The following is a 25,420-nucleotide window of genomic DNA, read 5'->3' on the forward strand; positions in this document are numbered from 1 at the left end:
GTCATCCTCCTCCTTCGGCCGCGGGTTCCCGCGCGGTGGCAGCGGACAGCAGCCGGAAGGCCTCGATCGCGTGCCAGGGGTTCTTGCCGTGCAGGCGTTCCAGGGTGTGCCCGGACTCGGTGCGGGCGGCGTCGGCCGGGACCATGAAGTCCGGCAGCGCGGCCGGGACGAAGGGGGCGTCCTGCACCGCCCGCAGCGTCGCCTCGTCCACGTCGGCCGGGTCGTGGCCGAGGAACAGCCCGATGTCCGGGACGAACGACGGCGACGACAGCCCCCAGCAGTCGCAGTACGGGTGCACGTTGAGCGCCACGTTCAGGCACAGCACCTTCTCCCGCTCGAAGCCGCGCAGCACCTCGTGGGCCGAGCGGGCCAGCGCGTAGGAGAAGTGCCGGCCGCCGTCGGTGTCCTGCGCGAGCGCCTCGTGCGGCCGCTCGGTCCGCTCCAGCACGTCCAGTCGCCAGTTGTCGTGGTTCTCGAAGGTGTGGATGTGGTTGCGCGTCTGCTGCGCGACGCAGCCGATGCCGATGTTCTTGATCGCCGCGCCGAATCCGCAGGATGCGTGCCCCTTCGCGTGCGAGACCACGATCAGCCCGTCGGCGTGGGCGACCATGCCGGACACCTTGATCTCGTCGAAGTACGGCGAGTCGGTGACCGCCCGGTCCTCCAGGTAGCGGTCCACCACACCGGAGATGGGGTACACGGGCGCGCCGAGCGTCTCCTGCGTGTAGCCGCGCTGCCAGGCCGTGCGCACGGCGCGGTGCTCGTCGACCACGTAGAGGAAGTTGTCCCGGTCGGCGAACCGGTCCACCAGCGCTCGCACGAACTGCGGGTGCACGGTGGTGTAGCTGTCCGGGCCGCCGACGTGCATCTTGATCGCGATCTTGTCGCGGGCGCCGAACGCCTCCTCCGGGCGCAGCCGCGCGAGCAGGTCACGGAACCTGCGCAGCAGCGTGGCGTCCCGGCTGACCTCCGCGATCTGCGCCGGCAGCGCGTACACGTGCTCGCCCATCCTGTCCCTCCCTCACCGGTGCCGTCACGTCCTCGGAGGCGGCCGGCCGGATCCGGCCGACCAGGTAGCCGACGCCGGCCGCGGTCATCGCGGCCGCGTGCAGCCCGACCAGCGGCAGCACCGGAAACCGCCGGTCGCGTTTGGACCATCCACGCGGATTGCGGGCACCGGCGGCGATCCAGAGCGCCGCGCCGGCCAGCAGCCGCACGGCCGGGACGCTCGGCACCGCCGCGGCCACCGCGGCACCGGCGAGCAGACACGCGGCCGACCGCATGGTGGCCCGCCGCCAGCCGAACAGGTCCGGGAAGCCGGGACCGTGCCGGCGCGCCAGCAGGCCGAGCGCGACGCCTTCCCGGTACAGCTTGGTCAACGCGGCGGGCACGCTCTCCCGCGCGATGTGCTCCGGCCGGTGGCCGAGGGCACCGACCCGCGCGCCGACGGCCCGAAGGCGCACCGCCAGATCCTTGTCCTCACAGGCGGGCAGCCGCTCGTCGAACGGCACCGCCGCCAGGATTTCCTTGCGGGCCAGCAGATGCACGGTGCTGCACCGTTCCACGAACGGATCGTCGGTGGACGTCGGGTAGACGGTCGTGGTCAGCGCGGCCAGCCACGGCCGGCGGCCGGGCGGCGTGGTCAGCGTGAACCGGCCGAGCAGCACGTCGTACTCGTGGACCGGCACACGCTCCACTTCGGCCAGCCAGTCCGGACCGACCCGCACGTCCGCACTGACGAAGGCCACCCAGGGGTGGCGGGCCGCGGCGACGCCGGCGTTGCGCTGGTGGGCGTAGCCGGCGCGGGTGCACCGCACGACGTCCAGGTCCAGCACGGGCCGCCAGGCGGTGGCGACCGCGACCGTCGCATCCGTCGACCGGCCGTCCACGACCACCACCTGCACGGCCATCCGGGTGTGCTCGGCGGCCCCCCGGATCGCCGCGAGACACCCGTCCAGGTAACGGGCCTCGTTGCGGCAGATGACGACCACGCTGATCCCGGCCATCAGCCGCTCCCCACGACCGGCGGCGGCCCCAGCAGCGGCGACGGGAACCCGACGTAGCACGGGCTCGGGCAGCTGCTGCAGAAGTCCTCCTCGATGGTCTGCACGATCCGACGCCGCTGGTCGCCGAACCAGACCTCCTCGAACGTGTTCTCCGCGACCGAGCCGAACAGCAGGTCCGACGAGCGCCAGCACGGCCGCACCTCGCCGGTGGGCTCCAGGAAGAAGCCACCGCGCTGGAAGATGCACGGCGCGGTGCGCCGCTCCCCCCGCAGCGTCGCCTGCAGGCTGCGGTAGAACGACATCGGCGGGCTGATCCGGTCCGCGTGCGGCTCCAGCGTGTCCAGGAACGCCACGAACCGGTCGACCATCTCCCGGTCGGCGTGGAACCGGCCGACCCGGTCGGCGTTGTTCATGTAGACGTCGGTCTCCATCGGGAACGTGAACGACACCGCGATGTCCCGCTCCACGGCGAACTGGAGCACGTCGCCGAGATGGTCGATGTTCTTGTACGTGGCCGTGGCCGAGACGCCGAGGCTCAGCTGCGTGGCCGGCACGTTCAGCGCGCGCACCGCGTCGATGGTCCGCACGGTCTTCTCGAAGGCCCCCCGGACACCCCTGATCTCGTCGTGCAGCCGGCCCACGCCGTCCAGGCTGATGAACAGGTAGAGCTTCTTGCCGCGGGAGCGGGCCACGTCGATCACGCCGCGGATGCGCTCGAAGCTCGGCCGCAGCATGCCGTTGGAGTTCAGCGAGAAGCTCTCCAGGTTGGGGCACGAGTCGACCAGCCGGGCCACCAGCTGCGGCAGGTCCTTGCGCAGGGTCGGCTCGCCGCCGGTGAAGTTGATGGCCCGCAGCGTGTCCGCCACCGACGCGTGGCCGAAGATCTCGGCGAGCCGGTCGTCGGACAGCCGCTCACGCTGGTTGAGGTCGCCCAACGCGCACATGTCGCAGTGCGCGTTGCACAGGTACGTCACCGGGAGGACCGCGACCTCGGGCCAGCCGATCGCGGGGTCACGAGGGTACTGGTCCATCGGAGGTCCTCCACGCGAAGCAGTTGGTGGTACAGGTCTGGCACGTCTGCCCGGCGCCGGCCGCCAGCAGCTGCGGCCGGCGGTCCAGCGCCGCGGTCCACGCGGGAGCCAGCTCCGCCCCGTCGGACGGCAGCTTCTCGGCGAGCACCATCCGCTGGCTGGTCCCGCAGATCGCGGTGGCGCCGTCGGAGGTCAGCAGCACGCCCTTGTGCAGCAACCGGCACGGCAGCTCCCGCGGCTCGCCGCGAAGCACCCGCCGCAGGTCGGTGTCCAGGCGCTGCCGGCTGCGCCGGGTGAGGAAGTCGACGGCCCGCGCCGACTGCTCGGCGTCGAGGCTGACGTCCTGGTAGAGCGGCAGGCTGTTGATGTAGTGGTCGGACCGGTTGACCACGGCGTAGGACACCGGCAGGCGCTGCGCCTCGGCGTAGTCGGCGAGCTCGTCCAGCCGGTCCACGTTGAGCCGGTTGATCACGCACGTCAGGGCGATGTGCACGTTCTCGCGCCGGCGGGCCTCGGCCACGAACCGGGTCGCCTCGGCGAACGCGCCCGGCCGGCGCCGGACCCGGTCGTGCACCTCGCCGACCCCGTCGAGGGACACGTACAGGTCGAGCGGGTGGCCGTCGTCGAGGGCCTGCAGGCCGGTCAGCGCGGGCCCGGCCGGGACGCCCGCGCTGGACACGCTCAGCCGCTCGTAGCGGTCACGCCGGGCCAGCAGGTCCGGGAACAGCCGGCGGGCGGCCGGGATCACCAGCGGGTCCCCGCCGGTGATGTTGACCTCCTCCCAGCGGTCCCCGTCCGGCGGGTGCTCCAGCGCCGTGACCAGCGCCGACCGGTCGAGCACGGTGTGCGGCCGGCTGTCGGGCAGCCCGCAGAACACGCAGTCGCACCCGCACGCGGTGGCCAGCGACATGATCAGGATGCCGTCGCCGGACCGCCGCGCCGTGGCCCGCTCCGGGCCGACGGCGGTGCTCATACCAGCGCGCCAACCGCAAGATCCCAGTCCTCGTACGAGTTCGAGAAGCAGGACTCGCACTTGCCCGGGATCAGGTTCTCCCGGCAGCTGCGCCGGTCCGCGCCCTCCCAGATGGACTGGAAGTCGTCGGTGAGCAGGTTGCCGATGAAGAAGTCGAGGAACGTGCCGCAGATGTAGGCCTTGCCGTCGGGCATCAGCACGAAGCCCTTGTCCGGGAAGAAGCAGCCGCGCTGGCGCCGGCCGCTCTCCAGCGTCTCCAGCATGGTGTTGTAGAACCGGCTGGAGAAGTTGATGTTCTCCGGGTGCTGGCAGACCTCCGCGATGGCCGCCCGGACCTGCTGGAACTGCTCGTCGCTGACCTGGAACCGGCGCTCGAGGCCGGCGCCGCCGATGAACACCTCGGGCCGCGCCGCCAGGTTGTAGTCCACCCGCACGCCCAGCGACCGGACGTAGTGGAACACCGGCAGGATCTGGCTGACGTTGCGGTCGGTGATGGTGAAGCTGGCGGTCACCCGCAGCGTGTCCGGCCACTCCTTGGCCTGCGCGGCCAGGAAGTTCAGCGCCTCGTCGGCCAGCTGGAAGGCGCCCGGGTGCCGGCGGTGCCGGTCGTGCGCCTGGCCGATGCCGTCCAGGGAGATGTAGACCCGCAGCTTCACGCCGCGCTCCCGGCACCGCGGCAGGGTCAGCTCGAGCGCGTCCTTGATCTCGCGCTTGAGGTGCCCGTCGGTGTTGATGCAGATCTCCTTGATCCGCTCGTAGTTCTCCAGCATGCCCAGCATCAGCCTGGCGATCCGGGGATGGGTGAACGGCTCGCCGCCGCTGAGGTTCACCGACTCCACGTGCGCCCGCAGGAACGGGTCGCTCTCCACCTTGGCCAGCAGGTCGGCGCCGGAGTGCTCCTTGTCCGACTCGGGCAGCCGCCAGATGCCGCAGCTGCGGCACTTGCTGTTGCACGTCATGGTGATCGGGAAGATCATCACTCGCGGGAAGCTGTTGCTCATCGTTGTCCTCGGGTTGAAGGGGCGGGCGGGGACGTGCGGACGCCCGCGGCGACGAACATCGTCAGCGAGGCGGCGAGCAGGCCCAGATCGACGGCGAGGAAGCCCAGGCGGGCCGCTTTCAGGTCGGCCCTGATCGCGGTGCGGATCTGGTCGTGGGGCCGGCGGTGCATACGCACGAAGGCCCGCAGCGCCCCGCCCACGCCGTGGTACGGACCGACCGAGGTGCTGAACGCCCCGTAGGACCACACCTTGCGGGGCAGGGTTCGCAGCGTCTCGTGGTGGTCGTGGTCGACGGCGGCCGCGGCCCGATAGACCAGGCGCTCCCCGGCGGCGCGCAGCTTGCGGCAGAACGCGACGTCCTCGTAGGCGATGGTGTGGGCCGGATCGAAGTCGGTGCCGTGCAGGCGGGTCAGGTCGATGACGAGGTTGCCGCCGGACAGGAAGTCGGGGTCGTCGATGTCTCGGTCGCCGAGGTCCTGGCGTAGGTGCACCGCCTTCCACCGCTCGGCGATCGTGCCGTCGCGCAACTCGTCCTGCCGGCCACCCGCGATCACGGCGCCCGCGGCGGTCAGTTCCGCGTGCAGCACCCGCAGCCAGTCCGGGTGGGGGTAGCAATCGGAGTTGAGGAACGCGAGGTACCGGGTGCGGCAGCTGCGCAGGGCGAGGTTGCGGGCGGTGCCCAGGCCGCCGGTGCCGGGCGGGGTGTTGACCACCTCCGCGCCGGCCCGCCGGGCGATGTCGCCGGTGCCGTCGGTGGACCGGTCGTCGATCACGACGATCCGCACGTCCGCGCCGACGCACCGGCGCGTGGTCTCGACGCAGCGGCCCACCGTGCGGGCCGCGTTGTGGGCCGGGATGAACACCGACACGTCGGCGATCCCGGCTCCGGTACTGGCTTCTGCCATGACACCCCCGTCACTTCGCCGCTGTCCGGTTGTCACGCGACTCGGTCACCGTCCGCGCGATTCGTTCGACGGTGCCGAGTTCGAACACCGTGATGGGGTCCAGCTCCACGCCGAACCGTTCCTGCACGCACATCGCCACCCGGATCGCGCCGAACGAGTCGACGCCCAGATCGAGCAGGTCGTCCTGGTGGCCGAGCTCCGGCAGGTCGAGGGTTTGCGCGCACATCGACAGCAGAACCCCGGCCACGTCGTCGGTTTCGGGCGCCGGGCGGGCCGGCTGCGGTTGCGCGGGCACGTCGACCCAGTGCCGCGTTCGCTGGTACGGGTAGCCGGGCGCGGGCACCCGCCGGTAGCCGCGACCGGCGTCACGGCGCCCGAAGTCGATCGGCTGCCCGGCGGTCCACAGCTCGACGAGCGCCTCATCCACCGTGCCGGCGCCGATTTCCACGACGAGGGCGTCGTCGGGTACCACGCCCGAGTGCGCCTCACGGTCACGCCAGGCGGCCCAGAACGACACGGTGGCAACATCTTCGGCCGGCACGGGCCCACCGGTGCTGGCGAACGCCAGCTGCCGGCGCGGCAGCCGCGGTGTGCTGGCCGCCAAGGCATCCGCGTACCGGTCCTCGCTTCCCGACGCCAGCGCGGCGGCGATGCGAAGCCCGTCCGCCATCCCGAACACCCCCGCGACGGCGGCGGCGACCAGTTCGCCGATGCCCTGCCCGGTGAGCAGCGCGGGCCGGACGCCGAGATGGATCAGGTAGTGCGCGAAGGTGTACTGGACGACGAACTGCAATGGCGCCAAGGCATCCGCGTCAATTGGACCGTCGTCGGCCAGCCACAGTGCGCGCAGATCGACGTCCAACAATTGCCGCAGCAGGTCGAAAGCGGCGTCGCAGCCGGTGCGGACGACCGGCTCGCCGTGGTAGCCCCGCCGCGCGGACGTCAGCTGTTCCGGGCCCATCGGGGCGAACCGAAGCCAGACCGGGCGCGAGCCGTTCCCGCGGCTGACGTTGTCAGCACGCAGGAGCTCGGCGGCCTCCTTGCCGTCCCTGGCCAGCACCGCGCCGCGATACGGCCGAGGCGTGCGGCCGACCCGGAGGGTGTGAGCCGCGTCGGCGAACTCCGCGCCGGCCAGGTCGGCGAAGTATCCGGCGAGCGACTCCCGCAACTGGTCCGCGGCGACACCGTCCATCGCGGACCACACGATCAGTTCCCGGTCCCGCGCGGGCGTGTCGCGGCCGTCGGGTTCCGGCGCCTCCTGGAGCACGACGTGCGCGTTGGTGCCGCCGACGCCGAACGAGCTGACGCCGGCCCGCCGCGGCGATCCCGGCTGCCGGGGCCACGGCCGCAGCGTGTCGTTGACGAAGAACGGGCCGCCGGCCAGGTTCAGCTCCGGGTTCGGTTCCCGGAAGTTCAGGCTGGCCGGGATGGCCTCGTGGGCCAGCGCCAGCACCGCCTTGATCAGGCCGGTGATCCCGGCGGCCTGTCCCAGGTGACCGACGTTGCCCTTCACTGAGCCGATGCCGCACCAGCCGGTCGGCAGCGGGGCGTCACCGGCCAGGCGTCGGTAGGCCTTGGTCAGCGCGGCGACCTCGATCGGGTCGCCCAGCCGCGTCGCGGTGCCGTGCGCCTCCACGTAGGACACGCCGCGCGGGTCCACGCCCGCGCGGGTCATCGCCTCGTGCACGCAGTCGGCCTGGCCGGCGACGCCGGGAGTGGCGAACCCGGCCCGCTGGTCGCCGTCGTTGGTGACCGCCGAGCCGAGCACGACGGCGTGCACCCGGTCGCCGTCGGCCAGCGCCGACGACAGCCGCTTGAGCACGACTGCCCCGACGCCGGAGCCGAAGTTGGTGCCGGTGGCGTCCCGGTCGAACGGCCGGGGCACGCCGTCCCGGGCGGTCAGCCCACCGTCCACATAGGAGTATCCGCGGCACACCGGCAGCTCGAGGTCCACCCCGCCGGCGATCGCCAGCCCGCAGTCCCCCGCCCGGAGGGCGGTGCAGGCGACGTGCACCGCGACCAGCGAGGTGGAGCACGCGGTCTGCACGGCCATGCTCGGGCCGCGCAGCCCCAGCTTGTACGACACGAAGGTGGGCAGGTAGTCCGGATGGGTGGCGAAGTCCACCGCCCGCTCGCCCACCGACGCGGCCGTCCCGGACCGTTCCAGGTTCTCGGCGCGGTAGCGGCTGCCGTTCGCGCCGGCGAACACGCCGATCCGGTCCGGGTGCCCGTGCGGGTCGTGGCCGGCGTGTTCCAGGGCCGCGTGGGCGATCTCCAGGAACACCCGGTGCTGCGGGTCGCGCAGCCGCGCGTCCTGGTCGGTCATCCCGAACAGCGTGGTGTCCATCAGGTCCATGGCCGGCGGGCACGGCCGCACCCGGACGTAGGCGTCGTTGGCCACCCGCTCCGGCGGCTCGCCGTGCGCGACCAGGAGGTCGTCGTCGAAGCGCACGAAGCTGGCGCGGCCGGCGACCAGGTTCGACCAGAACTCGCCGACGTCGTCGGCACCGGGAAAGCGCCCGGCCATGCCGATGATCGCTACCGGTTCCGCCTGGTCCACTGTGGTCGTTCCTCCGGTGACTGCTCGCGGCCGGCGACCGCGGCGCGGTGCCGGCCGGCCCGGCCGGGAAGTTGGGTCGCTCCAGCCAGCATGGCTCCGGCCGGGTGCCCCTAACACGTCCCCAAAAGAAGGGGCCGGGCCGGTCAGGTGTCCCAGGGCAACGCGTCGTCGTCGGCCGGCACGGGCGCGCCGCTCATCCGGGCGCTGAGCTCCACCGCCAGCAGCCGGACGTTCTGGAACTGGAAGAAGTCCAGCAGCGCCACCGGGACGCCGACCCGCTTCAGGTCGACCACCACCGAGGCCACCTTCATGGACGTCAGGCCGGCCTCGAAGAAGCCGTCGTCCTCGGTGAGATCGCGGGGCGCCAGCCGGCGGCGGCAGCTGGCCATCAGCGCGTCGGTCAGGGTCCCCGGATCCGTGGCCCCCGCGGCGATCGCGGTCAACGGGTCGGTCATGTGGCTACCCCCGGGTCGGCCGGTGCTGGTTCGCGCAGCGCGAGCACTTCCGCGGCCAGCAGCTCGGGCGTGCTGCGGTCGAACACTGTGACGGCGCTGATCTCCACACCCCAGCGCAGGTTGATCCGGGACACGAGCTGGACCGCCGACAGCGAGTCCCCGCCGTGCCCGAAGAAGTCGTCCCCTACCCCGAACCGGCCGACTCCCAACGTCTGCGCGCACATCTCCGCCACCATGAGCTCGATCTCCTCGGCTCCGTCCGGGGTGCCGGCGGGCCGGCGCTCCACCGGTCGGGCCACGGGCCGCGGATCCGCCGCCGGGGCAACGGGGTCGGGGCGGTCGTCAGCGGTGTCGCGCAGCCACAGGTCGCGGACGGGCAGCGCCCGGTTGTCCGGCAGTGTCACCAGCACGTACGGCGGCAGCGGCAAGGTCAGCAGGTCCCGCAACGCCTGTACGCCGTCCGCCGGCGACAGCGCCGCACGGTCCGTCGGCGCCGAGGGCGGTGTTTCGACGAACTCCGACGGCTGGACCTCGCGCAGCACGAACCCGGTCACGGTGGCCAGCACCCGGCCGTCGGCGGCGTCGAGGATGTCGAAGTCCATCTCGTAGCGGCGGTCCACCGCCGCGTTCCTGGTCACGTGCACGGCGATCCGCGCGGTCAGCGGCGCGAACCACTCGAACCGCCGGTAGCAGAACGGCAGGTAGTCCCGGCCCGCCCGGTCGCTGACCGACGTCGCCACGTCGATCAGGGCGGGGTGCAGCGGATGGTCGGCGAGTTCGGCGTGGAACTCTTCGGGCAGGCCGAGTTCGGCCAGCCAGCGCCCGTCTCGGTGGCGCACGCCGCCGACGACCTGCCAGCGGGGGCCGAAGTCGATCCACGACGAGAGCTGGACCGGCGGGGCCTCGTCGAGCGTCGCGGCCAGCGCGGCCACGTCGACCGCCGCCGGCACGGCGGCCCGGCCGGGGCCGATCGAACCACGCGCGTGCTCCGTCCACTCCGGACCGTCGGCCGGGTGCCGGGCGTGCACGCGGACGTCGTGGCGGCCGGCCGACGGGGTGAACGTCACCCGCACCTCGACCGGGTCGTCCCCCACGATCGGCGTGACGAACGTCAGCTCCCTGACCTCGGCCGCGGTCCCCGCCGGCCACAGCCCGCGCCGCGCGGCGGCGGTGCAGATCAGCTCCAGCACCGCGGTCGCCGGCAACACCCGGCGGCCCTTGACCCGGTGCTCGTCGAGTTCCCAGTCACGGCCGGGCTCGAAGGTGCGGGTGACCTGCCACTCCGCTCCGGCCACGGGCCGGCCGGCGACCGGCGACCCGACGGCCATGCCGACCTCCGCCCAGGCCGGCCACGCCACCGACACCGTCCGCCCGTCGCGGGGCATGCGGGCACGGGCGTGCGCGTCGAGGAAGGCGTTGGCGGCCGCGTAGTCGGCGCTGCCGTAGAGCCCGGCCAGGCCGGCCTGGCTGGAGAAGTGCAGCACGAAGTCCAGCGGCTGCCCGGCGAGCACCTCGTCCAGCACGAGCGCGCCGCGGACCTTCGGGGCCAGCACGCGCCGCACATCGGCCGTGGACCGCTGCTCGAACAGGCCGCCGCCGGGCACGCCGGCGCAGTGCAGCACGCCGTGGATCTCCCCGAACCGGGCGACCACGTCCCGCACCACGGCGCGCATCGCGGCGACGTCAGCGACGTCCGCGGCGAAAACCTCGACCTCGGCCCCGGACTGCCGGATCCGTTCGAGCCACGGCCGGACAGCCGGATCGTCCTCGGACGCCGTCCGACCGACCAGGGCGATCCGCCGCGCCTGGACGTCCGCGAGCATCGCCGCGACCTCCCGCCCCAGGCCGCCGAGGCCGCCGGTCACGAGGTACGTGCCGTCCGCGCGCAGTCGGCCGGGACCGGTCGGGCCGCCGCGCAGCAGGCGCAGCCGAGGCACCCAGCGGACCGCGCCGCGCAGCGCGACCTGCGCCTCCCCCAACCCCCCCAACTCCGCCAGCTCGGCGGCGAGGGATCTCGGGTTCACGTGTGGTCCCAGGTCGACCGTCACGCACCGGACGCCGGGCGCTTCGCGCTCGATGGTCCGCAGGGCCCCGACGAGCATGCCGGCCGCCGGGTTGACCGGCTCGTCGCCGGACACGTCCACGGCGTACCTGGTCAGCACGCACAACGTCACCGGGCGGCGCAGCCGCCGCTGGTACCTCGCGCACGCCGCCGCGCAGGCCAGCAGGCCGTGCAGGCCCTGGTCCAGCTGCTCGTCGATGTCGTCCAGGCCGGTCTCGGCGGGCAGCCGCAGGGCCAGACCGTGCACCACGAGCTCGGGCGGTTCGGTCGATCGCGCGCAGTCGTCGAACACGGCCGTCCAGTCCACGGTGGACCCTTCAGTGCGGACGGCGCGCACCGGCCGTCCGGTGCTGTCGAGGGCGGCCAGCACGGGATCGGCCACCGGCTCGGCGGGCAGGACCGCCAGCACGCCGCCCGGCTGTGGCTCGCCGGCCGGGCCGGCCGCCCGCACCCAGTCCATCTCCGCGAAGGCGTATCCCCGCCGCTGCCCGGTCACCGCGGGCCGGCTCCGGGCGGCGGACGCGCCCGTGCGGTGCCGCGCGAGGTCGATCCAGTGCCGACGGCGCTGGTACGGGTATCCGGGCGCCGGGACGCGCCGGTAGCCGCCGTTGTTGTCGTACCGGTGGAAGTCGATGTCCTGGCCGTGCACCCACAGCCGGCCCAGCAGGGTGGGGAACGCCGTCGGGTCGCCGGCCCGGCGCGCGCCGGGCAGGGCCGCGACGACCACGGCGTCATGGTCCGCGGCCTTGGCCTGGTCCCGCAGCGCACCGCCGAGCACCGGCGGCCCGACCTCGACCGCGAACGGCGTCCCGGCCGTCGCCAGCACGTGGTCGACGGCGTCGGCGAACCGGACGGGCTCGGTGAGCTGCCGCGCCCAGAACTCCGGTGACGCCGCCTCCGCGGGGTCGACGGTCTGGCCGGAGCAGCCGGACACGAGCGTCAGCCTGGGTTGCTTGAGCCGCAGGCCCGCCAGGGCGTCGGCGAACCGCCGCGCGGCGTCGGCGGTCGCCGGCGTGTGGAAGGCGTGCGACACCGCCATCCGCCTGCTGGCGATCCCGGCGGCCCGCAGCCGCTCAGCCGCCTCGACGAGGTCCGCGTCCGTGCCGGCGAGCACGACCTGCCGGGCGCTGTTGACCGCCGCGACGGTGACTTTCTCGTCGACGACCGGCAGCACCTGTTCCGGTTCGGCGGCTACCGCGAGCATCCCGCCCGCGGGCGCAGTGCCGAGCGCCTGCGCCCGGGCGGCCACCGCGCGCAGCCCGTCCTCGAATCCGAACACGCCCGCCACCGCACCGGCGACCAGTTCCCCGAGACTGTGTCCCAGCACCACCCGGGGCCGCACGCCCAGGTACATCAGGTAGTGCGCGAGGGTGTACTCGATGACGTACAGCAGCGGCTGCGCGACGAGCGTGTCGCTCAGGTCCGCCGGCTCCTGCGCGGTCAGCCACCGCGAGCGCAGGTCCGTGCCCAGCAACGGGCTCAGGACCTCGAACGCCTGGTCACAGCCGCGTCGGAAGATCGGCTCGGTCTCGTACAGCGTCCGCGCGATGCCCGGATGTTGGGCTCCCTGACCGGGAAAGCAGAACACCACGGCCCGCGACCGGTCGTCGCCGCGCAGCGTGCGGGACGAACCGACCAGGTCGCCGGCCTCGGCCGGTCCGGTGGCGACAACCGCTCCCCGGTGTGCGCGCGGAGTCCGGCCCACGCGCAACGTGTGCGCCGCGTCGGCGAAGGTGGCGGGGTCCGACCCGGCGAAGTGCTCGGCCAGCCGCCCCACCAGTTGTTGCTCGGCGGTGTCCTCGACCGCCGACCACACCACGAGCTCGGCCCGCCGCACCGGTTTCGTCGCCGGAGGCAGCGGCGCCTCCTCCAGCACCGCGTGCGCGTTGGTGCCGCCGATCCCGAACGAACTCACCCCGGCCCGCCGCGGCAGGCCGGGGACCCGGGGCCACGGCCGGTTCTCGGCCGTCACGTAGAACGGGCTGCCGCCCAGGTCGAACTCCCCGTTCGGGGCGCGGTAGTGCGCGGTGCCGGGGATGACCGCCCGCTCCATCGCCAGCGCGGTCTTGATCAGCGCGACGATGCCGGCCGCCTGGCCGAGATGCCCCACGTTGCCCTTCAACGACCCGACACCGCAGTACCCCGACGGCAACGGCCCGTCCGCGACCTGCTTGAACGCCGTCGCCATGGCGGTCAGCTCGATCGGGTCGCCCAGGCGGGTCCCGGTGGCGTGCGCCTCGATGTACGAGATCGTCCGCGGGTCCACCCCCGCCTGCCGGATGGCCGCGGCGATGCAGGCGCTCTGTCCTTCGGCGCTCGGCGCGGTGAACCCCACCTTGCGGTCGCCGTCGTTGTTCACCGCGGACCCGACGATGGTCGCGTAGATGTGGTCGCCCGCGGCCTGGGCGGCGCTGAGCGGGACCAGCAGCACCGCGCCCACCCCGGACCCGAAGTTCGTGCCGGACGCGTCCCGGTCGAACGGCCGCGGGATGCCGTCCCTCGCCCGGACCCCGCCGTCCACGTACAGGTATCCGCGGCACAGCGGCATCTCGATGTCGACGCCGCCGGCGATGGCCATGTCGCACTCCCCGGCCCGCAGCGCCATGCACGCCTGGTGCACCGCGACCAGCGATGTGGAGCACGCGGTCTGCACGCCGAGGCTCGGGCCGCGCAGGCCGAGCTTGTACGACACGAAGGTGGACAGGTAGTCGGGCCAGTTGGAGAAGTCGATGGCCTCCCAGCCGACCGTCGCGACGATGTCGGTGGCCGGCTCGATCGAGTCGATCCGGTAGCGGTTGCCGTTGGCCCCCGCGTACACACCGATCCGGCCGGAGTAGGCGTGCGGGTCGTAGCCGCCGTTCTCCAGCGCCGCGTGCGCGGTCTCCAGGAACGCCCGGTACTGCGGGTCGCGGATCTCGGCCTGCCGCGGGGTCATCCCGAACAGCTTCTCGTCGAACGTCTTGATGTCCGGCATCACCGGCCGGACCGCCACGTAGTCCGGGTGCGCGACCAGCCGCGGGTCCTCGCCGTAGTCCAGCAGCTGGGCCTCGGTGAACCGGGTGAACTCCGACCGGCCCCGCACCAGGATGTCCCAGAACCCCTCGACGTCGTGCGCGCCCGGGAACCGGCCGGCCAGTCCGACGATCGCGATCGGCTCGTTCGAATCCACGGCGATGGGCTCCTTCTGCTCGGGCCGGCGGCTCACCGGCCGCGGGCGGCGCCGGCGAGCTGCTCGGCCAGCGCCGCGGCCAGCCCGGCCGGCTCGTCCTCCAGCAGCCAGTGCCCGCCGCGGATCAGGTGCAGCCGGAAGTCGCCGGCGGTGCGGTCCCGCCACCGGGTCAGCTCGGCCACGTCCAGCAGCGGGTCGTCGCGGCCGGCGACCACGCTGATCGGCGCGCCGAGCACCGGCTCGTCCGCCGCCGGACGGTAGCCCGCGAGCAGGGTGAAGTCGCCGCGCAGCGCGGGTTCGAACACCTGCCGGGCGTCGGGGTGGGCGGCGAGCCGCTCGTGCACCCCGCCCAGCGCGCTGATCCGCTCCCAGAACCGCGCGGACGGCAGCGTGTGCAGGTCCGGGTCGGCCGGCACGCGGCCGGGCGTGGCGTACGAGACGAGCACCAGCCGGGCCGGCGGCTCGGCGCCGCGCCGCTGCAGCTCGGCGGTGAGCAGGTACGCCAGCAGTGCGCCCGCGCAGTAGCCGACGATGCCGTACGGCCGACCGTCCCGATAGGACGGAAGCGCGTCGGCCAGCTCGGCGACGAGCGGCTGGATCTCGGTGCGGCACGGCTCCAGGAACCGCGCCTGCCGACCGGGCAGGTTGGCCGTCCACACGTCGAGCACGCCGGACAGCTCCGCCGTGCACTCGCCGAAGGCGGCACAGCCGGCCCCGGCGTGCGGGAACGCGAACACCTGCACGCCGCCCGGTTCTCCGCCGGGCAGGCGCACGAACCAGTCGGCCGCCACCCCGGTGCCCGGCGAGGCGGTCATCGCGTCGCCGCCCGGACATCGGACCCGTGGGCCGGGCGGGGCTGTGGTCGACGCGGGTGTTCTCGGCGCACTGTACGGCTCGCCTTTCGCTGCTGGGCCTGACCGCGACGCTAACCTCGGCCGGAAGGATCACACCCGTCACCGGTTTACGTGACATGTCCCGGCCACCGGGAAGCGGACACGATCCTTCGGGTGGCGGCACGACGGAGGACCCGGGCCGGACGGCACGCTCGGCGCGTCCGGCCGCCGGCCACGTCCGGACCCGGCTGCTGGACGGTGATCTGACCTTGGCGCTTCCTGGCCCGCCGCTCGGCCCGCACGAGGAGGCCCTGTGGCTGCTGCAACGCCTGGCCCCGGACCGTGGAGTGTCCAATGTGGCCGTGTCGGTCACGGTTCCGGGCGCCGTGCGGTGGTGGTCGCTCAACGAGGCGTTCGGCTGGCTGGTCGCCCGGCACGAGCCGCTGCGCAGCACGTTCCCCCTGGTGGACGGCCGGCCCACCCGGATGGTCACGGCGGCCGCCGAGGTGACGGCCGGCGTGGACGTCGCGATGTCGACGGCCGACGACGCTGCCGCGGACCTGCGCCGGTACGCGGGTGAGCCGTTCGACCTCGACGCCGGGCTGCCCGTGCGGGTGGGCCTGTTCACCCTCGCCGACGGTCGCTCGCTGATCTGCCTGGTGGCGCACCATCTCGTGGTCGACCACTCGGCGCTGCGGGTGCTGGTGACCGAGTTGATGGCCGCCTACCAGGCGTTCGCCGACGGCCGGGACGATCCCGGCCTGCCGCCGCCGGCCGCGGTCCCGGTGGTGGAGCCACCGTCCGACGAGGCCGTGCGGTACTGGCGGGACCAGGTGGCCGGGACGCGGCCGGGCATGCAGCTGCGCGACACGCGGCCGGCGCCGGCCGTCCCGACCTTCGCCGGTGACTGCCTGACCTGTGAGATCCCCTCGGACACGCTGGCCGCGGTCGACACGCTGCGCCGCGAGCTGCGGGTCACCCCGAACATCGTCCTGCTCAGCGCGTACTACCTGCTCCTGCTTCGGCAGGGAGCCGGCCCGGACATGGCCGTAGGGGTGATGCTCAACGCCCGGCCGCCCGGCGCCGAGCGGGCGCTCGGCTACCGCGTGGACACCGTGCCGCTGCGCGTGCGAGCCGACCCGGACGCCGGCTTCGCCGACCTGGTCGCCGCGGTGCGCGACGCGTTCCTGGCGGCGCTCGCCCACCCGCGCGTGTCCTACGAGTCGCTCACCGGCGGCGGCGAGGACGATGCCGCCGAGCCGGGCGCGTGGCGGGCCCGGCTGTTCCGGCACCTGTTCAACTTCCGGCCGACGGCGGTCACCGCGGGCGACCCCGCGACCGGTCTCGAAGTGTCCCATGTGGACACCGGGCTGGCCCGGTTCGACCTCGAGCTCAGCATCGACGTCAACCACGACCGCACGCTGTGCCAGCTGGTGTTCAGCACCGAGGTGCACGACCGGGACCAGGCCGGCCGCTACCTGGCGCAGTACGTCGCCCTGCTGCGGGCGGCCGCGGCCGCACCCGGCGAACCGGTGCGGCGGCTGGACATGCGCACGCCGGCCGACCACGCGCTGACCGACCGGATCAACCGCACCGACCGCCGGTGGCCGGGCCCGGCGACGGTCGCCGGCCTGGTGTCCCGGCAGGCACTGTCCACTCCGGACGACCCGGCGGTCGTCGACGCCGGCGTGACCACGACCTACCGCCGGCTGCTCGCCGCGGCCAACGCCATGCGCGAACGGCTGGCCCGGCACGGTGTCGGCGCGGGCGACGTCGTGGCGGTCGCCGGGCCGCGCAGCGCGCGGACGGCCGCGGCGCTCCTGGGCATCTGGGCCGCCGGCGCCGCGTACCTGCCGCTGGACCCCGGCCTGCCGGCCGCCCGCGTCCGGCACCAACTCACCGACAGCGGATGCCAGTGGGTCGTCGACGGCCCGGGGTCGGCCCTCGGTTCGGTCGACCCGGCCGACTGCGCCGCCGACCCGGCGCCGCTGCCCGAACCCGACCCGGCCGCGCCCGCCTACCTGATCTACACCTCCGGCTCGTCCGGCCCGCCCAAGGGCGTCCGGCTCACCCACGGCAACCTGCGCAACGTCGTCGGGCACTTCGCCGAGCTGCTCGCGGCGGGCGCGGACGACGCGATGCCGTGGCTGACCACGCTCACGTTCGACATCTCCGCGCTCGAACTGTGGCTGCCACTGGCCACCGGGGGCCGGGTGGTGGTCGTACCGGACGACTTGCGCGCCGATCCGCGGGCGCTGACCGAGCTGCTGGCCAAGGAACGCGTGACCGTCGTGCAGGCGACGCCGACCACGTGGCGACGGCTGGCGCCGGAGGCCGGCCGCCAGCTCCACGGCCTGCGCGTGCTCTGCGGCGGCGAGCCGCTGTCGCCGGCCCTGGCCCGGCAGCTGCTGGACGCCGGCTGCCGGCTGTACAACGTGTACGGCCCGACGGAGACGACCATCTGGTCGACCGTGGCCGACATCGAGCCGGACGACGACCAGGTGACCGTCGGCCGGCCGATCGCCAACACGCGGGTGCACGTCCTGGACGACGACCTGGCCGAGGTGCCGACCGGCCAGCAGGGCGAGCTGTGCATCGGCGGGGACGGCGTGGCCCTGGGCTACGTGAACCTGCCGGCGCAGACCGCGGCGGCGTTCCACGAACATCCGCGGCTGGGCCGGATCTACCGCACCGGCGACGTGGCCCGGCTGCGCCCGGACGGGTCGCTGGAACTGCTGGGCCGCCGCGACCGCCAGGTGAAGCTGCGCGCCCACCGGATCGAGCTCGGCGAGGTGGAGTCGGCGCTCGAGACGCATCCGGCGGTCCGCGCCGCGGCGGTGATCATGGTGCCCGCGGACGACGGCGAGGACGTGCTGGCGGCGTTCGTCGTGCCCGACGGGGACGGCTGCGACCGCGAGGACCTGTGGCGGCACGCGACCGAGCAGCTGCCGGGCTACGCCGTGCCCGCCCGGATCGCCGTGCTGGACCGGCTGCCCGAGACCCCCAGCGGCAAGGTCGACCACCGGCACTTGGCCGCCATGACCGACGGCGTCCCGGCCCGGTCCGGGCGGCCCGTCGAGCCGGCCGACGAACTGACCGGGCGGCTGGTGGAGCTGTGGCGGACCGTGCTGGCCCTGCCCGGTCTGGACGCGGACGCCAACTTCTTCCTCAGCGGCGGCCATTCGCTGCGCGCGCTGGAGCTGGCCGCGCGGGCGAGCGAGGTGTGCGGCGAGCGGATCGAGCTGCTGACCATCTTCCAGGCGCCGACCCCGGCCCGGCTGGCCGGCCTCGTCCGGCAGCGCCGGGAGGCGCCGGGGGCACGCGACGCGACGACCAGGGGGGCCACATGCCCGCACGACGGGTAGCGGTAATCGGAGCCGGTTACGTCGGACTGACCACCGCCGCGTGCCTGGCCTCGCTGGGCCACGACGTGGTGTGCGCCGACGTGGACGCCGGCAAGGTGGACCGGCTCGCCGCGGGTGTGGTCGACCTGGCCGAGCCGGGACTGGCCGACCTGGTCGCGGCGGGCACGGCGGCCGGCCGGCTGAGGTTCGTGCTCGGCGCCGCGGCCGCGGTCGGCGGCGCCGAGGTCGTGATGCTGTGCGTGCCCACGCCCATGGGCCCGGACGGGTCGGCCGACCTGACCGTGGTCGAGTCGGTGGTGGCCGACGTGCGGGGCCTGCTGGCGCCGGGCTGCGTGCTGGTGGCCAAGTCCACCGTGCCGATCGGCACCACTCGGCGGCTGGCCGCCCTGCTCGGCCGCGCGGACGTGCCGGTCGTCGGCAATCCCGAGTTCCTCCGCGAGTGCAGCACGGTCACCGACTTCCTGCGGCCGGACCGGATCGTGATCGGCGCCGACGACCGGGCCGCCGCGGACCGGGTCGCCGGCCTGTACGCCGGGCTCGACGCGCCCGTGCTGCACACCGACCCGGCCAGCGCCGAGTTGATCAAGTACGCCTCGAACTGCTTCCTGGCGATGAAGCTGTCCTACGCCAATGCCGTCGCCGAGCTGTGCGAGCGGTTCGGCGCGGACATGGCCGATGTCGGCAAGGGGATGGGCATGGATCACCGGATCGGCCCGCAGTTCCTCGCCCCCGGCCCGGGCTGGGGCGGGTCGTGCCTGCCCAAGGACACCGTCGCCATGGTGCGGATGGCCGCCACCGCCGACGTCGACTTCGCCCTGGTCCGCGCCACCGTCGAGGCGAACACGCGGCAGCACGAGCGGATGGTCGCCAAGATCCGGCAGGCGGTGACGGGACGGCCGGACGGTTCGCTCCGCGGCGTCCGGCTGGGCCTGCTCGGGCTGGCCTTCAAGGCCGGCACGGCCGACCTGCGCGACTCCCCGGCGCTGGCGGTCGCCACGCTGCTGCGCCGCGCCGGGGCGACCCTCGTCGGGTACGACCCGGCGGTGCCCCCGACCGCCACCCTGGCCGGCATCGAGCTGGTGCCGGACGCCTACCGCGCCGCGCTGGACGCCGACGCCCTCGTGGTGCTGACCGAGTGGCCGCAGTTCGACCGGCTCGACTGGGCCCGGATGGCCGCGCTGGCCCGCCGTCCGGTGGTGGTCGACACCCGCAACCTGCTCGATCCGGGACGGCTGGCCCAGGCGGGGCTGAGCTGTGCCGGCGTCGGCCGTCCGGATCACGGCGTGTCCGCCGACCTGCAGTGGGAGCTGGTCCGATGAGGCCACGGGCGGTGATCACCGGCGGCGCCGGCTTCCTGGGCTCGCACCTGTGCGAACGCCTGCTCGTCGAGGGCTACGAGGTGGTGTGCCTGGACAACTTCCGCACGGGCCGGCCGGCGAACGTGGCCCACCTGCCGGAGATCGGACCGTTCCGGCTGGTTCGCGCGGACGTCACCGACTCCGTGTCCGTGCCCGGCCCCGTGGACGCCGTGCTGCACCTGGCCTCCCCCGCTTCGCCGGTGGACTACCTGCGGTGGCCGATCGAGACGCTCAAGGCCGGTTCGCACGGCACGCTGCACGCCCTCGGGCTCGCCCAGGAGAAAGGCGCTCGGTTCGTGCTCGCGTCCACGTCGGAGGCCTACGGCGACCCGCAGGTCCATCCACAGCCGGAGGACTACTGGGGGCACGTCAACCCGGTCGGGCCGCGCGCGGTGTACGACGAGGCCAAGCGGTTCGCCGAGGCGCTGACCATGGCCTACCGCAACACGCACGGCGTGGACACCGCGATCATGCGGATCTTCAACACGCACGGGCCGCGGATGCGGGCGCACGACGGGCGCGTGGTGCCGACGTTCATCCGGCAGGCGCTCAGCGGCCAGCCGCTCACCGTGACCGGCGACGGCAGCCAGACCCGGTCCATCCAGTACGTGGACGACCTCGTCGAGGGCTGCCTGCTGCTGTTGGCCTCCCGGCATCCGGGCCCGGTGAACATCGGCAACCCGCACGAGGTGACCGTCGGCGAGCTGGCCGACCTGGTCCGCCGGCTGACCGGCTCCGCCAGCCCGGTCGAGTACGTGCCGCGGCCGCAGGACGACCCGTCGATCCGCCGGCCCGACATCTCGCTGGCCCGCCGCGTGCTGGGCTGGCAGCCCCGGGTGCAGCTGGCGGACGGGCTGGCCAGGACGATCAAGTACTTCGAGTCGGTGGCGGCCGGCGGGTGAGAGGCGTGCGAACCGTCAGCCGAACTCGATGGTCCCCCGCCTGCGCCCGGCGGCGATGAACCGCCGGTGCCCGGCGTAGGCCACCACCAGCCAGGCCAGGCCGACCGCGGCCTCCAGCACCACCCCGCCCAGCACGCCGGGCGTGCCGTCGAGCACGGCGCGCACGGCTGCGAGGCCGTGGGTCACCGGGAGGATCTCGGCGACCCAGGACAGCCAGCCGGGCCAGAACGCGACCGGCACGTTCACCCCGGCCAGGGTCATCACCAGCAGGTAGCCGACGTTGAGCACGAGCCAGTCGATCCGGCCGAACCGCAGCACCAGCCCGGCCAGCGCGCAGCCGTAGCCGTAGCTGGCCAGTCCGACCAGCCACACCACCGGCAGGGCGGCCAGCAGCCGGTCGACCGGGTACTGCACGCCGAGCACGGCCGGCACGGCGAGCAGCGCGACGGTGGACGACACCATGCCGGTCGCCGCCCACTGCAGGCCGCGGGCGAGGAACACCGGGGTGTGCCCGACCGGGCTGGCGGCCAGCAGCGGCAGCGTGCCCTGGGCCCGTTCGTCGTTGACGGACAGCACCACGATCGTGGACTCCAGGCAGGCGAGCACGACGGCGTTGCCGACGGCCAGGTAGCGGACCGCGTCGGGGGTGCCGACCAGCCGGCCGACCAGGGCGAAGAACGTGACCTGGGCGAGCATGCGCACCAGCCAGCCGAACACCCAGGTCTTGAGCGTGTAGGCGCCGCGCAGCTCGGCGACGCAGTTCACCGCGGTCCGGCGGACCACGTGCAACAAGGTCGTCATGCCACCGCCGCCGATCCGGTCCGGCGGACCCGGGCGCTGATCCGGTTGATGAGCACCGTGCCGGCGGCCAGTGCGGCCACGCCCAGACCGGCGACCGCGAGCAGCCGCCACGGCCACCCGTCGACCGGACCGGCCCGGTCGACGCAGTCCCGCAGCAGATCCCCGGCCCACGACAGGAACACCAGCTTGCTGACCGGGTGCAGCCAGGACGGCAGGTAGCTGAGCGGCACGAGCACCCCGCCGAGGATGTAGAACGGGTAGGTCAGGGCGTTCTGGAACAGCAGCACCGCCCGGCTGAGCACGAACAGGCCGGCGAACATGGCGGCCGTGCCCACCAGCGCGAACAGCGTCACCAGCAGCGTGCCCACGAGCAGCAGCGGGTGGTGCACGGTCAGGCTGACGCCGAACCCGAGCCGGGCCACGAGCAGGGACTCCACCAGCGACAGCGCGGCCAGGCTGGTGGTGGCGGCGATGCGCCCGACCACCGTCCACAGCAACGGGGTGGGCGCGACGAGCAGCAGTTCGAGGACGCCGGCCCAGCGGTCCCCGCCGATGATGCCGCCGCCCAGCCCGACCGCCAGCATCCACAGCGACATCAGCGCCGGCGCGAACACCGCGTCGGTCAGGATCGACCGGTTGCCGGAGTGCACCGCGATGGCCAGGAACATGCTGCTGAACAACGGGGTGGTGAGCAGGACGAGCAACTGGGCCGGCGTTCTGCGCATGACCGCGAGCTGGAGCCGGAACCCGGCGGCGACGGCGTTCATCGGCTGGGACCTCCCGTCAGATGGCCAGGCCGCGCGAGCCGATGAGGCTGAGATAGACCTCTTCGAGGCTCGGCGGCGACGTCCGCAGGCTCGTCACGCCCGCGTCCACGAGGACCTTCACCAGCTCGCCGACGTCTCCGCCCGGGGCCGGCACCAGGCGCCAGCGGTCGACGCCGTCCTGGGCGTCGACCGCCCCCACGTCGGAACGCTCGCGCAGGGCCCGCGGGACGTGCTCGTCGGCGGTGCTGAAGTCGATCCGGTCGCCCACCGCGAGCAGGCCGCCGACCAGCTCGGTCCGCTCGGTCAGCAGCAGCCGGCCGCCGTCGATCAGCGAGATCCGGTCGCACACCGCCTCGGCCTCGGCCATGTCGTGAGTCGTGAGGAACACCGTCCGGCCCTCCGCCCGCAACTCGCCGACCAGCCGCCGGAACTCCAGCGCCGCCACCGGGTCCATGCCCACCGTGGGCTCGTCCAGGAACAGCACCCGCGGATCGCCGACCAGGCCCCGCGCCAGGTGCAGGCGCTGCTTCATACCCCGGGAGAACCGCTCGACCGGTTCGTCCGCGCGGCCGTCCAGGCCGACCCGCCCCAGCAACTCGTCGGCCCGGCGTCGTGCCGCCTGCGGGCGCAGGCCGTACATGCTGGCCCAGAACAGCAGGTTCTTACGCGCGCTGATCCTGGTGTAGAGGCCGCCGTCGCCGCCGAACACGATGCCGATCCGCCGGCGCACCCAGCGGGCGTCGGTCACGACGTCGTGGCCGAGCACCTCGGCCCGGCCGCCGGTCGGCAGCAGCACGGTGGCGAGGACCTTGACCAGGGTGGTCTTGCCGGCGCCGTTCGGCCCGAGCAGTCCGTGCGTCTCCCCGGCCTCGACCACCAGGTCCAGGTCCGCCAGCGCGGTCCGGCTGCCCGCCGGCGACCGGAACTCGCGGCTGAGCGAGGTGACTGCCACCGCCGGGGTCATGTCCGCTCCTGTTCGTCCAGCTGGGCCACGAGCGCGTCGGTCAACTCGGCGAGGGTGGGGAACTCGAACACCGCGCCGATGCCGAGTTCGACGCCGAAGCTGTCCCGGATCCGGCCGGTCAGCGCGACGGCGACCAGGGAGTCACCGCCGAGGTCGACGAAGTCGCTGTCGGCGGTCACGTCCGTGCGGCCGAGCACCTCGCACCACAGGGCCCGCAACCGGTCGCCGACCGGCATGTCCGGCGGCACCTCGGGCCCGGCCGGCGCGGGTGCCGGCGGTGCCGGACTCTCGGTGGGTTCGCCGGCGTCCGGCGGCGCGACCGCCACCTGTCCGCGGACCCGGTGGCCGAGCAGCTCGAACAACAGCCGGATGCCGTCTCGGGGCGTCAGTCCCGGCCTCGGCGACGGCGCCTTGGTGTCCGGGCCGCCGTCGGCGGCGAAGGAGCGGGCGTCGGTGCGCCGCATGGTCAGTCCCTCGACAGCCACCACCACCTCCCCCTGCGGGTCGACCAGGTCCACGTCGACGACCACCGAGTCGGCGGACCGTTGTCTGGGCCGCAGGACGCTGTGCAGCCGCGCCGGCAGCGGACGGAGCCACGTCAGCGTGCGGTACGCGAAAGGCGCGAAGAAGCCGTCGTCGGTCGGCCCGCCGAGGAAGCCGGTCGCGGTGTCCAGCAGGGCCGGATGCACCGCGTGGTCGGTGGTCTCGGCGGCGTACGGCGGGTGCAGCTCCACCTCGACCAGGGTCGCCTCGGCCGACTCCCACGCCCGGCCGACGTTGTGCCAGCGGGGGCCGAACGCCAGCACGCCGCCGGGCCGTGCCCGCCGCACCGGCTTTTCCGTCCCGGTCCGGCGCAGCGGCTCGACGTCGACCGTCCGACCGGTGACGTCGGCGTGCGCGACCGCGCAGACGGCGTGCTGCCGCCATTCCCCGTCGCCTTCCGCCGGCCGCGACACCACCCGCACCCGCCACTCCGGGCCGTCCGACCGGTCGAACACCACCCGGACCCGCCTCGGCTGGTTGCCGCTGATCGGGTGCTGGAACACGACGTCCCGCAGCACGACCGGAGCGACGGCGCCGGGAACGGTGCGCAGGAACGCGCCTATCACCAGGTCGACCACCGCGGTGCCGGGCAGCACTGCCACTCCGCGGACCCGGTGCTCGTCCATCGCCCAGCACGTCGAGGCGGCCAGCGTGGTCTCCTCGACCAGGTCGCCGGCGGGGTCGGCGGCCGGGCGGCGCGCGGCGTCGAGCCGGGTGCCGGCGGCCATGCCGACCTCCGTCCACACCGGCCAGTTGATGCTCAGCCAGCCGGGGCGGACGGCCGCGAAGGCGTCCAGGAACGCGTTGGCGGCGGCATAGTCGGCGCCGCCGATCATGCCGGTCAGCGCGGCCCGGCTGGAGAAGCAGACGACCGGGGTGCCGGGCGCGCGCCGGTCCAGCCAGTGCGCCAGGGCCGCCGTGCCGGCCACCTTGGGCCGGAGCACGGCGGCGGCGTCCGCCGCGTCCAGCACCGGCATGAGCTGTCGGCCGGGCACGCCGGCGAGGTGGAAGACGGCCGTGATCCCGCCGAACCGGTCGAGCACGCTGTCCAGCGCCTCGTCGGTCCGGGCCCGGTCGGCGAGGTCACAGGCGATCACCCGGACCTCGGCGCCCTGGGCCTCCAGTTCGGCCCGCAGGCCGTCCGCGGAGTCGGCCCGGCGGGACAGCAGCGCGAGCTTCGGCCGGCCGCCGGTCCCGGCGATCGCCCGCGCGAGGACGCTGCCGAGCCCGCCCAGCCCGCCGGTGATGACGTACGCGCCGGCCGGCCGCACCGGCTCGGCCGTGGGCTGGTCGAACCGCAGCGGCCGGCTCCCCGGCGTCCAGCGCCGGCCGCGGCGGCGGGCCACCACCGGGTCGGACCAGCCGGCGCTGAGCTCGCGCACGAGGTCGTCCACGCCGGTTCCCGGACCGCAATCGACAAGCCGGCACCGCTGGCCGGGTGACTCGACCGCGAGCGACCGCAGCTGCGCCGACAGCACAGCACGCGCCGGGGACAGCGGCTCCCCGCCGGAGACGTCGACTGCGCCGGTGGTGAGCACCAGCACCGCCGGCAGCCGTCCGCCGACCGGCCGGCTGCCGGCCCGCTGCACGAGGTCCAGCAGGGTGCGGAACATGCGCTCGGCTTCCGCGGCCACGTCCGGCCCGTTCTCGGGGGCCATGCCCAGGGCGTGCACGACGACTTCCGGTGCGCCGGGCAGCTCGGCCAGCACGGCGTCCAGGTCGTCG

At 74.1% G+C, this 25,420-nt stretch carries 17 protein-coding genes; 3 read left to right on the forward strand and 14 right to left on the reverse strand.

Features of this window, described 5'->3' with window-relative positions:
- Position 1: 1 nt before the first annotated feature.
- The 10 genes from BJ998_RS46330 to BJ998_RS46375 all read right to left on the reverse strand — a co-directional run bounded on the left by BJ998_RS46330 (position 2) and on the right by BJ998_RS46375 (position 14,977).
- Positions 2-1,009: a DUF362 domain-containing protein gene (locus BJ998_RS46330; RefSeq protein WP_184870586.1), complete on the reverse strand. Its 1,008-nt coding sequence runs from the start codon at positions 1,007-1,009 to the stop codon at positions 2-4.
- Entirely contained in the window at positions 930-2,006 is a 1,077-nt protein-coding gene (locus BJ998_RS46335; RefSeq protein ID WP_184870587.1) for a glycosyltransferase family 2 protein, read from the reverse strand. The genes BJ998_RS46330 and BJ998_RS46335 overlap by 80 nt, the downstream gene beginning before the upstream one ends.
- Positions 2,006-3,037: a radical SAM protein gene (locus tag BJ998_RS46340; protein ID WP_184870588.1), complete on the reverse strand. Its 1,032-nt coding sequence runs from the start codon at positions 3,035-3,037 to the stop codon at positions 2,006-2,008. The genes BJ998_RS46335 and BJ998_RS46340 overlap by 1 nt, the downstream gene beginning before the upstream one ends.
- Positions 3,018-4,010 carry a radical SAM protein gene (locus BJ998_RS46345; protein ID WP_184870589.1) on the reverse strand — a complete coding sequence of 331 codons (993 nt, stop codon included), beginning with the start codon at positions 4,008-4,010 and terminating at the stop codon, positions 3,018-3,020. The genes BJ998_RS46340 and BJ998_RS46345 overlap by 20 nt, the downstream gene beginning before the upstream one ends.
- The gene (locus BJ998_RS46350; protein ID WP_184870590.1) at positions 4,007-5,011 is read right to left on the reverse strand and encodes a radical SAM protein; all 1,005 of its coding nucleotides are present in this window, start codon (positions 5,009-5,011) and stop codon (positions 4,007-4,009) included. The genes BJ998_RS46345 and BJ998_RS46350 overlap by 4 nt, the downstream gene beginning before the upstream one ends.
- Positions 5,008-5,916 (reverse strand): glycosyltransferase family 2 protein, encoded by a 909-nt coding sequence (locus BJ998_RS46355; RefSeq protein WP_184870591.1) that lies wholly within the window; start codon positions 5,914-5,916, stop codon positions 5,008-5,010. The genes BJ998_RS46350 and BJ998_RS46355 overlap by 4 nt, the downstream gene beginning before the upstream one ends.
- Before the next feature lie 10 nt (positions 5,917-5,926).
- Entirely contained in the window at positions 5,927-8,476 is a 2,550-nt protein-coding gene (locus BJ998_RS46360; protein WP_184870592.1) for a type I polyketide synthase, read from the reverse strand.
- Between the two features lie 143 nt (positions 8,477-8,619).
- Positions 8,620-8,931 carry a phosphopantetheine-binding protein gene (locus BJ998_RS46365; RefSeq protein ID WP_184870593.1) on the reverse strand — a complete coding sequence of 104 codons (312 nt, stop codon included), beginning with the start codon at positions 8,929-8,931 and terminating at the stop codon, positions 8,620-8,622.
- Positions 8,928-14,162, reverse strand: coding sequence for a type I polyketide synthase (locus BJ998_RS46370; protein WP_184870594.1), 5,235 nt, complete (start codon positions 14,160-14,162; stop codon positions 8,928-8,930). The genes BJ998_RS46365 and BJ998_RS46370 overlap by 4 nt, the downstream gene beginning before the upstream one ends.
- Positions 14,163-14,194: 32 nt before the next feature.
- Entirely contained in the window at positions 14,195-14,977 is a 783-nt protein-coding gene (locus BJ998_RS46375) for a thioesterase II family protein (protein ID WP_184870595.1), read from the reverse strand.
- A gap of 287 nt (positions 14,978-15,264) precedes the next feature.
- On the opposite strand from BJ998_RS46375, the gene BJ998_RS46380 reads away from it, so the two are divergent.
- The 3 genes from BJ998_RS46380 to BJ998_RS46390 are packed head-to-tail and all read left to right on the forward strand — an operon-like array spanning position 15,265 to position 20,620.
- Entirely contained in the window at positions 15,265-18,360 is a 3,096-nt protein-coding gene (locus tag BJ998_RS46380) for a non-ribosomal peptide synthetase (RefSeq protein WP_184870596.1), read from the forward strand.
- The gene (locus BJ998_RS46385; RefSeq protein ID WP_184870597.1) at positions 18,342-19,679 is read left to right on the forward strand and encodes a UDP-glucose dehydrogenase family protein; all 1,338 of its coding nucleotides are present in this window, start codon (positions 18,342-18,344) and stop codon (positions 19,677-19,679) included. Before BJ998_RS46380 ends, BJ998_RS46385 begins: the two co-directional genes overlap by 19 nt.
- Positions 19,676-20,620, forward strand: coding sequence for a UDP-glucuronic acid decarboxylase family protein (locus tag BJ998_RS46390; RefSeq protein ID WP_184870598.1), 945 nt, complete (start codon positions 19,676-19,678; stop codon positions 20,618-20,620). Before BJ998_RS46385 ends, BJ998_RS46390 begins: the two co-directional genes overlap by 4 nt.
- A 15-nt stretch (positions 20,621-20,635) precedes the next feature.
- Here BJ998_RS46390 and BJ998_RS46395 read toward each other — a convergent pair whose 3' ends face one another.
- The 4 genes from BJ998_RS46395 to BJ998_RS46410 form a co-directional block, all read right to left on the reverse strand.
- Entirely contained in the window at positions 20,636-21,421 is a 786-nt protein-coding gene (locus BJ998_RS46395) for an ABC transporter permease (protein ID WP_184870599.1), read from the reverse strand.
- Positions 21,418-22,188 (reverse strand): ABC transporter permease, encoded by a 771-nt coding sequence (locus BJ998_RS46400; protein WP_184870600.1) that lies wholly within the window; start codon positions 22,186-22,188, stop codon positions 21,418-21,420. The genes BJ998_RS46395 and BJ998_RS46400 overlap by 4 nt, the downstream gene beginning before the upstream one ends.
- A gap of 16 nt (positions 22,189-22,204) precedes the next feature.
- Positions 22,205-23,152 (reverse strand): ABC transporter ATP-binding protein, encoded by a 948-nt coding sequence (locus tag BJ998_RS46405; RefSeq protein WP_184870601.1) that lies wholly within the window; start codon positions 23,150-23,152, stop codon positions 22,205-22,207.
- Positions 23,149-25,420: SDR family NAD(P)-dependent oxidoreductase (locus BJ998_RS46410; RefSeq protein WP_184870602.1), on the reverse strand; the 2,272-nt coding region annotated here is incomplete at its 5' end. The genes BJ998_RS46405 and BJ998_RS46410, both read right to left, overlap by 4 nt.

The organism is Kutzneria kofuensis (assembly GCF_014203355.1).
Classification (GTDB): Bacteria; Actinomycetota; Actinomycetes; order Mycobacteriales; family Pseudonocardiaceae; genus Kutzneria; species Kutzneria kofuensis.

Coding starts and splice junctions, on each gene's coding strand:
- BJ998_RS46365 (WP_184870593.1), bottom strand. CDS start 8,931: ATGACCGACCCGTTGACCGCGATCGCCGCGGGGGCCACGGATCCGGGG.
- BJ998_RS46340 (WP_184870588.1), bottom strand. CDS start 3,037: ATGGACCAGTACCCTCGTGACCCCGCGATCGGCTGGCCCGAGGTCGCG.
- BJ998_RS46375 (WP_184870595.1), bottom strand. CDS start 14,977: ATGACCGCCTCGCCGGGCACCGGGGTGGCGGCCGACTGGTTCGTGCGC.
- BJ998_RS46405 (WP_184870601.1), bottom strand. CDS start 23,152: ATGACCCCGGCGGTGGCAGTCACCTCGCTCAGCCGCGAGTTCCGGTCG.
- BJ998_RS46390 (WP_184870598.1), top strand. CDS start 19,676: ATGAGGCCACGGGCGGTGATCACCGGCGGCGCCGGCTTCCTGGGCTCG.
- BJ998_RS46350 (WP_184870590.1), bottom strand. CDS start 5,011: ATGAGCAACAGCTTCCCGCGAGTGATGATCTTCCCGATCACCATGACG.
- BJ998_RS46395 (WP_184870599.1), bottom strand. CDS start 21,421: ATGACGACCTTGTTGCACGTGGTCCGCCGGACCGCGGTGAACTGCGTC.
- BJ998_RS46400 (WP_184870600.1), bottom strand. CDS start 22,188: ATGAACGCCGTCGCCGCCGGGTTCCGGCTCCAGCTCGCGGTCATGCGC.
- BJ998_RS46330 (WP_184870586.1), bottom strand. CDS start 1,009: ATGGGCGAGCACGTGTACGCGCTGCCGGCGCAGATCGCGGAGGTCAGC.
- BJ998_RS46345 (WP_184870589.1), bottom strand. CDS start 4,010: ATGAGCACCGCCGTCGGCCCGGAGCGGGCCACGGCGCGGCGGTCCGGC.
- BJ998_RS46385 (WP_184870597.1), top strand. CDS start 18,342: ATGCCCGCACGACGGGTAGCGGTAATCGGAGCCGGTTACGTCGGACTG.
- BJ998_RS46355 (WP_184870591.1), bottom strand. CDS start 5,916: ATGGCAGAAGCCAGTACCGGAGCCGGGATCGCCGACGTGTCGGTGTTC.
- BJ998_RS46335 (WP_184870587.1), bottom strand. CDS start 2,006: ATGGCCGGGATCAGCGTGGTCGTCATCTGCCGCAACGAGGCCCGTTAC.